This window comes from Pseudoalteromonas sp. SR45-5 (genome assembly GCF_014163565.1).
Lineage (GTDB): Bacteria > Pseudomonadota > Gammaproteobacteria > Enterobacterales > Alteromonadaceae > Pseudoalteromonas > Pseudoalteromonas distincta.
In genome coordinates this window covers 1-11438 of sequence record NZ_JACJDN010000051.1, presented here as the reverse complement: position 1 = coordinate 11438, position 11438 = coordinate 1, and the positions used below count along the sequence as shown (strand labels likewise).

Below are 11438 nucleotides of genomic sequence, written 5' to 3'. Positions count from 1 at the left end.
CCACCTTTAAACTTCTTTATTTATACTAAGCAATATTAAAAGTGTAAAAGTATTTTTAAATGTCTTCTTTTTAAAATGCATGTCGTCTTAAATAGTTGTTTACAGCAATTTGAATGGACATTATACTAACTGCCTAACTTTGAGGAAGAAAGTATGTCTATCAATAATAACGCGCTAAGTACCTACCGGCTTTTAAAAGCAACTGCAGAAGTAGCTGAAAAATCTTTAGAAGGTCGTATTCAGCATTATCGTGCTCATCTTAAATCAGAAGAAAAAGAATTAAGAACTTATACGCAAAAAGCAGCTGCCGATTTATTAGGTTGTAATAATCGTACTTTAAAAAGACGTCATGACAACGGTGACTTTGATGATTTAAACATAAAACGCGGCGCCAATGGTCATTATGCTTACACATTAGTAAACATTTTTGCTATGGCTGATATTATGGATATTAAACCAGATCATCGTACTGGTGATGACAAACTGCAAGTTATTGTCATTAATTCTCTCAAAGGTGGCTGTGGCAAAACAACTAGCATGGTTAATATTGCAGCAGCGCTGGCAACTACAAATATTAAGCGCTATCGCATTGGTATAATTGATTTAGATCCTCAAGGTTCTTCTTCAAGCTTTTTTCCTTCAAGCGAGCATGACCCAATTACTGTTGGTGATTTAATGCGTGATTGTATAGATTTAGATGAGGGCGAAACATGGCCTGAATTTGTTTCAAACTCATTTTTATCAACGCACATCCCAAATATTCGTGTACTACCATCAGGTATGGACGATTTTTATTTTGAGCACGAAACTGCAACATTACTCAAAGACACCTCAAATTATGAGCAAACTCGTCATTACCATAAGTTACTTGAAAAAGTAATTAACCCTGTTAAAGACGAGTTTGATATTATATTAATAGATACAGCTCCAACTCTTAACTTTATGTTTTATAATGCATTAATGGCTTCTACTGCGATGCTTATCCCTGTTCATCCAGAAGCTGTAGACTTTGATGCTAATAATAAATATTTAAAACGACTAGGCGAGATTTACCATACCGTTGCGGCACTTGGCCATGAGGGATGGGACTTTATGCAGTTTTTAGTGACCAACTATGTAAAAGGTAATCACTCACAGCGCGATATTGTTAAAGATGTTCGTAGTGCATTCGGTCGCCAAGTTATGAGTTACCCAATCAACCACAGCTCGGCGATTACTGCTAGCTCTTCGTCTTTCAATACTATTTTTGATCAAAAAGCGTCAGACAGCTTAGCAAGCCGTGAATCACTAATGCGCGCTCAAGAAAATATTAAAGATGTGGTCGATGAGCTAGAAATGCTTATTCGTTCAAATTGGCAGTCAACTCAATCAACACTCAATACCCCTAAGTAAGGATGTTAAATAAAAATGGCTAAAAAACGTAAAAATGACACCCGCTTAGATCCTTTTGCAACAGCTGTAGGAAGTAGTAGCCTTGACGCATTACTTGAACAAGCAAATGCTGGTGATGTAATTCGCATGCCAGCACCGAGCGATCCTGAGCGCCAAATTACTCTTATTTGCAAAGTGATCGCACACGCTGACATTGAATCTACAACAGGTGTGTACGGTAAAAACCGCCGTGTACAAGCACTTCTTAACGAAAAGTCAGTATCGGATATTTTACCTGCCATTGCAGAGGATGGCCGTAATCAGCACCCTGCGTTACTTTGGGATCAGGGTGATAAAAGCTTAGTCTTAGCGGGTTCTCGCCGTCGTATGGCCTGTATTTTAGGTAACGCCGATTATTTAGTACTTAGTTCAAGTGACTTTACTGAGCAAGACGCTAAAATTTTAGCTGTATCTTCAGATCAATATATCGCTCCAAGTTTATGGGAGCTTGGACAAGCTTACCAGCAAACTAAAAATGAGCTTATTGAACAAGGTAAAAAAGGATCTTACAGAGAGATTGCTGTAATTGAAGGTGTATCACACACTGCCATTGCAGATGCTGTTAAAGCGTATGAACAAATACCTGCTGAAGTTATTGCACTCTACCCTACTGCGAATCACGTGGGTCGCGAAGTGGCTAAAAAGCTCATGAGCGCAAAGGAGAGAGACCAAGAGGCGTTTAATCAACTTGTTAGTGACCTAGCTAGTGATGAAGAGCTAAACGCCATTACAAGTGACGACAAGCGTGCAATGGCAATCACTAAATGCCTAACTGCTGAGCCTCAAGCTGCTGTTAAGCGTGAAGCTGTACTTGAAAATAAGTTTGTATCGGTACAACGCAATTTAAAAAGTGGTGATGTGTCTATCAAAATCGACAATAAAGTGATGACAGACAAACGCTTAGAACAATTAACTAAGCTATTAAGTGTCTTTAATTAGTTAGTTAAATAATGATCTGTCAGACATATATACTTAGTTAAATACTGATCTGACAGATTGTTTTGTTAGTAAAAATCTGATCTTTACTAGCCTAATCCTACCTTAAATAATCATATTTCCTCTTCAAGATCACTTTTTTACTAACTAATCGCCCCCTTTTAGCTATTTGCTCTTGGTTTATTATTATTGTTAGTAAAATTGTGATCTATAACGTGTGGTTTAATCTTTATATTTGTATGTAGTGCCTAATATTTTGCGAAATTTTATACTCATTTTTACCTATAAACCGATTTTTTACTAAGCTATCAGCTCCAACCAGTTTATATCTTGTTAATAGTGCTTTAGCTCAGAGCACATAAGGCATATACTGGCAGAATTATTTTTAAAATTTAATGCTTAGAGTGACATGTCTGCTAACTTATCAAAAAATGATTTAATGGCTATTTTTGAAGAAATTAAAAATGAGCAGGCTACCCAGTTTCCTCTTTCTGAACGCTTTATTAAAAAACTTTTCCGCGAAAATGTCTTAGATAAAGGCAAAGAGTACTACAAGAAAGGTCAAATCACCTGGCTAGAGCATACCCCTAATTTTTCTGTTGTAGACTCTACCGTGCAAGTGGATAACGGATCATCATTTAACCAACGTATTGAGATCAGTAAAGTACCAACTGGTTATTCTGTTGATACACACTGTACGTGTAATGCAAAAACCAAATGCCGACATTTAGCTGCTATTTTGTTTAAGCTTAAAATAGAGCACTCTGGTGAATACGGTGAAGATTACTTCATTAATGATTGGTTTAGTGAATTAAGCGCTCTTAAAAGTGGTGATCAACATACACCCTCGCAAGTATTATTATTTGTATTAGATATTGAAAATAACAAAGTATTTTTAACACCTAAAATAGCTAATTTTGAGACTAAAAAAAATTACACGTTAGGCCGAAACCTCACTGAGCAACAGTTAAATAGTTTCGTAACGCCAAATGATTTACTCGAAAGTGATTTTAGATTATTTAGTTGGATACGTTCACAAAATGCAGTAGGAAGTATTGAGCTAAAAGGCCAATGGGGCTTTAGTGCCCTACAACAATTGATAGCTACTGAACGCTTGTTTTTTCAGCGCTCTCGCGTGCCAATTAAAGCGCAATCTGGCCAAGCATTGAGTTTTAGTTGGGAGCAAGATAAAGATCTATCACAATTAGTTATTAAGCTTGAGCAAACCCAAAACTGGGCTTTATTAAAAACAACACCACCTACTTACCTCGATTTAGATCATTTAAAAGCGGGTCGTCTTCGTACCCCATTGAGTGCAGACGAAATAGCGCATTTACAAACTATGCCTGCTTTGCATGACGCTAATTTTGACAGAATATATAAACAGCTTGCCGATAACTTTGGCGCAGGTGTTATACCGCACCCTACTAACTTGCAGCCAACGTTACCTAAGCTATCTAGTAACGCTGTTTTAAAAGTTACAATGGGCGAGCAAGGTTTATCGCTTTCGCTATTATTTAAGTATAAAAATAAAAACTATTTAGCTGGTTCTGCCCCAGCAAGTACTATAAATAGCGCATTTGAAAACACCGTAACTAACGAGCTAATCAATCTAGGGTTTGAATTTTGTAAAGGGGGTTTACAAAGTGAGCTTGTATTTACAAAGCAATCTCCTATCCATTTGCATTGGCTAATATACGAAGTATTCCCTGGCTTTAAGCAGCGTGGTTGGCAAGTCAGTGTAAGTAAAGTAACAAGCCCTAATCCACAATGTGAAGTGAGTTTACATGTACACCGTGCAGCAGGGCATCAAATGCACTGCAAAGTATTGTTGTGTGACGCAAAAGCAGCGCTGTTGTTTACTAATGCTGATTCGCTTTATCAGTCATTGAATCGCCAAAGTGAACTGTTTTATTACTACCCGCTTGGTCGTCAATTTGGGGTTATTAATAAGTCTGCCATTAACTTATTAAACGAATTTAAAGAACGTTTTGAATTTGTAAAAACACGTGACGAATTTAATATTCCGCTTTCGTATTTACCTGAACTAGTAAAGCACACAGCTATTAACGTAGAGCTTCACGACGATTCACTTGAGCTATATTTACAAGAGTTAAATAATACCGATAAGGCAATGCCTAAGGTTTCATTACATGGCTTAAATGACTCTGTAACACTTCGTGAGTACCAACAGCAAGGCGTTGATTGGCTTAGCTTTTTAAAACGTCATCAATTAGGTGGTATTTTAGCTGACGACATGGGGTTGGGTAAAACACTCCAAGTTATTGCATTTTTAGCGAGTACATTTAACCGCCCTCAAGCAGGCCCTACACTTATAGTGTGCCCAACTAGCTTGGTGAGTAATTGGAAAAACGAAATTACTAAGTTTGCTAAAAGTTTAAAAGTTACCACTATTTTTGGATCAAACCGTAACGATCCTTTACAACACTTAGCACAAGCGCAATGCATTCTTACTACATACCCGCTTTTAAAGCGTGATATTGCATATTATTCGCCATTATATTTTGAAAATATAATCCTCGATGAAGCACAATACATTAAAAACGATACCGCACAGGTTTCACGATTAGTTAAACGCTTAAATGCCGACTTTAAACTTTGCTTAAGTGGTACTCCAATCGAGAATAATTTACTTGAGCTTAAATCGTTACTCGATTTTGCTATGTCATCGTTACTTGGGTCTCAAGCCCACTTTAAGCAGCACTTTCAAACACCTATTGAGCGTGAAGCTGATATGCAGAGGGCTGAGCAGTTAAAAGCGTTAATTATGCCCTTTATAATGCGCCGCACTAAAGCACAAGTAGCGCAAGAGTTACCTGAAAAAACAGAGCTTACAAAAGAGTTTGAGTTTGAGCCTAAGCAAAAAGAAATGTACCAAGGCATTACACGTTCATTAGAAGAGAAGCTAATAGACTTATTTGCCGAACAAGGCGCACAAAAAAGTAAGCTTGCATTTTTAGAGGCACTTTTAAAGTTAAGGCAAATTTGTTGCCACCCTAAATTAATAGATCCAGATACTCAAGCAGGCTCCGCTAAGCTTGAATGGTTAACAACACACTTACCGCTTATGCTAAGCCTGGGTCGTAAGATTATTATATTTAGTCAGTTTACATCGGCACTCGATTTAATAGCCCAACGCCTTGAAGAAATAAACATTAACTTTAGTATGCTTACAGGGCAAACGCGTCAACGAGATAAAGTAATCGACGAGTTTACCAGTGGTAAAACATCCGTGTTTTTAATTAGCTTAAAAGCCGGTGGAACAGGCCTTAACTTAACACAAGCAGATACCGTTATTCATTTTGATCCATGGTGGAATCCCGCAGTAGAAAAGCAAGCGACTGATAGAGCCTACCGTATTGGTCAAACTAATCCTGTATTTGTTTATAAGCTCATAATGAGTAACTCAATAGAGCAAAAAGTATTTAGAATGCAGCAAGACAAGCAAGCCCTTGTTGATGCATTATTTACTGATAAATCAATGAGCTTTACAAAGTTTGATGAGCAGCAAATGTTGTCATTAATTAAAAACTAAAAAAGATCTAAAAAGTTTTGATCTTTTTATGAACTTAATTAAAAAGCGGACGTCTATTATTATGCTTGTTGATTAATTGCAGTTAATACAAGTTTTCATGTTGATTCCCCCTATTTAGTTACTAATTTTAGTAATGATTGAGCCAGTTCATTTTGAACTGGCTTTTTTTATGCCCATAATTTGATTTGTTTAAATCAACCCGAATAAAAATAAATGATCTTCCGCAAATTAATTTGAATTAATTATTTTGTTATCCGGTCTACTCTAATGCCTGTTGTTATATAGCCTCACCTAATAATATTAGTTATTTTGGTGATTATGTATTTAAGTTGCAGCTTGCTCGGGCACATGTTGATTATCCCTTTGATTACTTAACTTAGTAATATTTGACCAGCTTATTTTAAGCTGGTTTTTTTATGTCTGTAATTTCTTAACTCCCCTACTTCTGTTGTTGGTTATTGGTTATGATGGCATGTCTCTAAATTTTATAAGTTTATTTTATGCTCACTCAAGTACTCACTAATATTGATTGGTTAAGCGCTGGTGCTGGTGTTGCTTTAGGCGCCCTATTTTACGGCGCTGTATCAACACGGCTTCGCAAAAAGCTACATCTACAAATAAGCGAACAGCAGCAACAGCTTTCCCTGTTACAAAACCAATTTGATAATAAAGAGCTGCAATACAGCGCCTTGCTAGAAGATCATGAACTGCTAGAACATACTCACCAAGAGCAGCGCGATGAAGCGCAGCATTTTAAAACGCGTTTTAGCGAACAAGAAAAACAAAGCATTCAATACAATCACTTTTGGCGTAAAGCCGAAGGCGAGCTGGCAGCGCTTCGTGAACAATACAATCAGCGCGATGTTGAATATAATAATATGCGCACTACCCTTGAGCAAAAACAGCAAAACTTTAGCGAGCAACTCGCGCAAATTGAGCAAAGTAAAAATACGCTCAAAAAAGAGTTTGAAAACCTAGCCAATAAAATTCTAGAAGAAAAATCACAAAGCTTTAAAACCTTAAATCAAGAAAGCATTGAGCAATTATTAAAACCAGTTCAAGGCGAGCTAAAAGGCTTTAGAGAAAAAATGGAATCAATGCACGTTGAAGACATAAAACAACGGACTGCGCTTAAAACCGAGCTACTGCATTTGCAAGCTAAAAGCCAAGCTATAACAGATCAAGCCGACAAGCTCAGTAACGCCCTACAAGGGCAAAAGAAAACCCAAGGTAATTGGGGCGAGCTTATGCTCGAAAACGTATTAGATAGTGCTGGCTTACGTGCAGGCGTTGATTATAAGCGCGAAGTGTCGTTTAACACTGAAGATGGCCGCTTACGCCCTGATGTAGTTGTGTACTTACCACAGGGTCGCCACTTAGTTATTGATGCTAAAACTTCATTAAATGCCTATACACGCTACGTGAATGCTGAAAATGATCTAGATGCTAATCAAGCAATTAAAGAGCATGTAAACGCCGTTACAGCGCGTATTAATGAACTTGCGAGTAAATCGTACGACCGCTTACCAGGTATTAACTCACCAGAAGTGGTGGTTATGTTTGTACCAATAGAATCAGCTTTTGTAGAAGCACTCAAATATCAAAGCGATATTTACCAACAAGCAATCGAAAAAAATATACTGGTAGCTACACCCACGACTTTGCTTACTAGTTTAAATATTGTTAAACAGTTATGGCGTTTTGAAGAGCAAACTAAATACTCAAAAGAGCTGGCAAGTCGAGCGGAGCGTTTTTATAACAAGCTCAATGGTTTTTTATTGAGTATGGAAGGTGTAGGTAAGCAGCTTGATAAAGCGAAAGAAAGTTATGATAAAGCATTTTCGCAGCTATACCGTGGTAAAGGTAATTTAATTAAACAAGCATCAGAGTTTAAAGAGCTTGGTGTATCGGTACAAAAAGAGTTACCTAGTGAGAGCGTAGAACGTGCTCAATTAGAATTAGATTAACCCTGATTTATTTTTATTTAGTTTATGTAAGTTAAACCTTAAGGGTATTTATGAATAATAAGATTGTAGGAATTGTTTTAATCGTTATAGGTATCGCTTTAATTATGTGGGGATACGACGTGTATGATGCGGCGGCTTCGCAGCTTAGCCGTGCATTTAGTGGCGACACACCAATAGAAGCATGGGCGGGTATTATTGGCGGTGCCATCTGTGTGTTAATTGGTATTAAAAAGCTCAAGTAACCTGAACTTGAATAATTGATCTATTTAAGCAGCTAATTTCAGCGCTAACTACGTTGAATTTAGTTGCAATTTGCTGCACTGCACAGTGTTACTTGGCAAGATAAAACTCTTACAGGGCTTGCCAGCAATGGCATTGTGAAAGAGTAAAATACGCCGTGTATTGCAAGGCAAACCTTCAAAAATAAACGCTTCAGTAATATTTACCCCAATTATTTCAACTACGCTCGGTTAAATTAGCCAATTATTGCCGCAATCGCTTTGCTAGTGAAATTATTTGTGCATCTTTAATTTATTGCGGTTTTGTCTACTAATTTGTACACATCTAATAAATGTAACCATTTTATGTTGTATAAATGAGTATTAAAGCGTGCACCAATTTGGAAGTATGCTTTTTTATCAAGCTATTAAAGTGCACTGTTTTGTGCATTTAAAAGGACTATACGAGTAAAGAAAATAATCAGTTTTAAATGTTAATTCAAACGTCTGTTCAGTGTTTGTTAACTTAACTATCTTATTGATAGTATTGGTGTTTATTGTCTTTTTCTTGCTTGAGTTTGTTTGTTGTTTATACTAGCTTATAGCGTAGATATTTAACCTACTCAAGGAGAATAGTCACATGGTATCTCGCAGAAATTTTATTAAAGCAGGGGCTGCTTTAAGTTTAGGCTCTATTTTTAGTGCTTCAGCTTTGGCTGAGCAACTAAAGGTAAAAATGTCTAACGGCAGTGTTATGCAAACTAAAGGATCAATAGATAAAAGCGCTGCTCTACCCACAAACGATGTTACTAACGCTAAGCATTATCGGCCGGAATCAAGAATGGGCTTGGGTGGCCTTGCCGCCGGGAATGGCTTTAATACTATATCAAGCGATACAGAAATTTTAACAATGCTAAATGCAGCATGGGATTCTGGTATTCGTCATTTTGATACGTCACCTTTTTACGGTTTGAGTTTAAGCGAAAGGCGCTTCGGTGATTTACTTCGAAACAAAAAGCGTGAAGATTATGTTTTATCCTCAAAAGTAGGTCGCCTTCTTACCCCTTCAGCAGAGCCTTTAGAAAATAGTTGGCATTGGGCTGATCACTCACCGTTTCATTATAAGTATGATTATTCAGCCTCAGGCACGCGCCGTTCAATAGAAGATACTTTGCATCGTATTGGTGTCGCCTCACTCGATATTGTCTATATTCACGATTTATCACCACAAAACAGCGATATGGGAGATGACTGGCTTAAGTATTTTGATCAAGCGGCTAAAGGTGCTATTCCTGAGCTGACTAAAATGCGTGATGAAGGAATAATTAAAGGCTGGGGTTTTGGAGTAAATACACCTCATGCTGTTTATAAAGCGCTTGATATATCAGACCCAGATATTTGCTTACTAGCGCTGCAGTATTCAATTTTAGATCACAAGCAGGCACTTGATAAAACCTTTCCTATGCTAGATAAACGAGGTATTTCAGCTGTCATTGGTGCGCCGCTTAATGGTGGTTTTTTAGCCGGTCGTAATCGCTTTAATTACTCGCCTAAAATTCCAGGGCCTATGCAGCAAAAGTTTAATGCAATAAGCGACATTGCATCTAAACATGGGATTGATATTAAAACAGCTGCACTGCAGTTTGCAGAGGCGCCTTCAACGGTATCCTCAATTATTCCTGGGGCACGCACGGAGGAGCAAATTAAAGCTAATGTAGCCTCAATGAAGGTTACTATTCCGGATGCGTTTTGGAGTGAGTTAAAAGCTAAAAACTTGATTGAACAAAACGCGCCAGTGTAAGTTGGCTATTTAGGTGTGCTACTTAAATGCGCCAGTGTAAGCACACCTATTTATAACTAATGTTTAATTAAGCCACACTTGAGAGGGTTGATTGTTGAGTGCTTGTATAAGCCCAATTAACACACTCTTGCGCTAAAATCGCGATGGTATCTAAACATGTATCGGGTGAATTAAATACTTGTTCATTTAAAACTAGCGGTATTTCGGTGCAACCAAATAGTACTGTATCGGCACCGTGGGCTAGCATTAGCTCATAACTTTGTTTTAAAAGATTATGTCCTGAGGTTAAATCTCCTGACTTAACCGCCGTTATACCTTGCATTATAAATGTTTGCTGTTGCTCGTTAGGCTCAATAAATTCAATATTGTGCTTACTAAATGCCGTCTGATATATCCGCATATTGAGCGTGGCTGTGGTCGCTAATATCCCTACCTTACGTTTGCCCGTTGCCTTTGCGCGCTTAATAACGCTTTGTACAATACTAATGGTATGCACATCAGCATTTTGCGTTAGTGCGTTGTACCAATAATGCGCGGTATTACACGGTATAACAATGCAACTTACACCTAAGCTAGTAAGTTGGTTAAAACCCTTTTTAAGCTCAAAAAATGGATTTTCATCTTCTATACCCATTAAAAAATTTGTTCTGTCAGGAATTTGCGGGATATTCCTTATAAACATAGGTATGTGCTCTTGATCATTCTTAGCAGGTGATAACGCAATTACTTGATTCATAAATGAGGCGGTAGCCAAAGGCCCCATTCCTCCCAATACTCCTAGTGTTCTAAGCATTGTTATATTCCGATAAGTTGTTACTGTATGGGTTAAATTTATCGTGTTTTTTTTGTTTTGAATAATGCTATTATTTTACTGCCCATGCTTAAATTGCATATCTTGAGTGAGTATTATGAATATAGAGAGTAAATGGTTAGAAGATTTTTTGGCCTTATCTAATACAAAAAGCTTTTCGCAGGCCGCAAGGCTTAGGCATATAACGCAACCTGCTTTTAGTCGACGAATTAAAGCATTAGAAGAAGCCGTAGGTGCAGAGCTAATAGATAGAGAGAACTTACCAATTACACTTACCTCAAGCGGTAAAATATTTCATATAACAGCGCGTAATCTAATAAACCAAATGAATAACTCAGTGAGTATGTTAGAAGAACTCTCCTCTGAAGAAATTCACTCAGTAAAGGTTGCTGCAGCGCACTCATTAGCTACGTTTTTAGCGCTAAAGCTGTCGAACTTTCATAGTAAAAGTGATCGCAAAGTAGTCCTCAATATAGAAGCCATTGATGTTGATAAAGCCACAGCTACGCTCGAACAGGGCGCATGTGACCTACTTATTGCTTTTGATAACGAACGATTAAAGTTACCTCCGTTTAGTCATCAAAAAATAGGCAGTGCAGAGTTATTGCCAGTGAGTGCCTGCAATGCAAACGGTAAGGCAATATACAATTTAGAAAGTGATGGGTTTGTACCTCACTTAGCTTACAGTTTAGATTCTTATATGGGTAGGCAGTTAGAG

General features: G+C 37.5%; 8 protein-coding genes. 7 read left to right on the top strand and 1 reads right to left on the bottom strand.

Annotated elements, in window-relative coordinates; translation table 11 throughout:
• Positions 1-153 precede the first annotated feature (153 nt).
• The 6 genes from H5072_RS03655 to H5072_RS03630 all read left to right on the top strand — a co-directional run bounded on the left by H5072_RS03655 (position 154) and on the right by H5072_RS03630 (position 9909).
• Complete coding sequence (locus tag H5072_RS03655; protein ID WP_182692735.1) at positions 154-1392, top strand: AAA family ATPase; 1239 nt, start codon at positions 154-156, stop codon at positions 1390-1392.
• 15 nt (positions 1393-1407) lie between these two features.
• Entirely contained in the window at positions 1408-2370 is a 963-nt protein-coding gene (locus H5072_RS03650) for a transcriptional regulator (RefSeq protein ID WP_182692734.1), read from the top strand.
• Between the two features lie 406 nt (positions 2371-2776).
• The gene (locus tag H5072_RS03645) at positions 2777-5923 is read left to right on the top strand and encodes a DEAD/DEAH box helicase (RefSeq protein WP_182692733.1); all 3147 of its coding nucleotides are present in this window, start codon (positions 2777-2779) and stop codon (positions 5921-5923) included.
• 500 nt (positions 5924-6423) lie between these two features.
• A complete protein-coding gene (gene rmuC, locus H5072_RS03640; protein ID WP_024596527.1) occupies positions 6424-7890 on the top strand; it encodes a DNA recombination protein RmuC in 1467 nt (488 codons plus the stop codon).
• A 50-nt stretch (positions 7891-7940) separates the two neighbouring features.
• Positions 7941-8132, top strand: a complete 192-nt coding sequence (locus H5072_RS03635; protein WP_024596528.1) for a DUF3185 family protein — start codon at positions 7941-7943, stop codon at positions 8130-8132.
• 616 nt (positions 8133-8748) lie between these two features.
• Positions 8749-9909, top strand: coding sequence for an aldo/keto reductase (locus H5072_RS03630; protein ID WP_182692732.1), 1161 nt, complete (start codon positions 8749-8751; stop codon positions 9907-9909).
• 67 nt (positions 9910-9976) lie between these two features.
• On the opposite strand, the gene H5072_RS03625 is transcribed toward H5072_RS03630, so the two are convergent.
• Positions 9977-10702: an aspartate/glutamate racemase family protein gene (locus H5072_RS03625; protein WP_165723777.1), complete on the bottom strand. Its 726-nt coding sequence runs from the start codon at positions 10700-10702 to the stop codon at positions 9977-9979.
• 115 nt (positions 10703-10817) lie between these two features.
• Between H5072_RS03625 and H5072_RS03620 the strand changes: the two genes are divergently transcribed.
• Positions 10818-11438 (top strand): LysR family transcriptional regulator (locus H5072_RS03620; protein ID WP_182692736.1); only part of this gene is annotated, 621 nt, incomplete at its 3' end.

Excerpts from the sequence above, each read along its gene's own strand:
- H5072_RS03655 (WP_182692735.1), top strand. The coding sequence starts at position 154 with ATGTCTATCAATAATAACGCGCTAAGTACCTACCGGCTTTTAAAAGCA.
- H5072_RS03650 (WP_182692734.1), top strand. The coding sequence starts at position 1,408 with ATGGCTAAAAAACGTAAAAATGACACCCGCTTAGATCCTTTTGCAACA.
- H5072_RS03645 (WP_182692733.1), top strand. The coding sequence starts at position 2,777 with ATGTCTGCTAACTTATCAAAAAATGATTTAATGGCTATTTTTGAAGAA.
- rmuC (WP_024596527.1), top strand. The coding sequence starts at position 6,424 with ATGCTCACTCAAGTACTCACTAATATTGATTGGTTAAGCGCTGGTGCT.
- H5072_RS03635 (WP_024596528.1), top strand. The coding sequence starts at position 7,941 with ATGAATAATAAGATTGTAGGAATTGTTTTAATCGTTATAGGTATCGCT.
- H5072_RS03630 (WP_182692732.1), top strand. The coding sequence starts at position 8,749 with ATGGTATCTCGCAGAAATTTTATTAAAGCAGGGGCTGCTTTAAGTTTA.
- H5072_RS03625 (WP_165723777.1), bottom strand. The coding sequence starts at position 10,702 with ATGCTTAGAACACTAGGAGTATTGGGAGGAATGGGGCCTTTGGCTACC.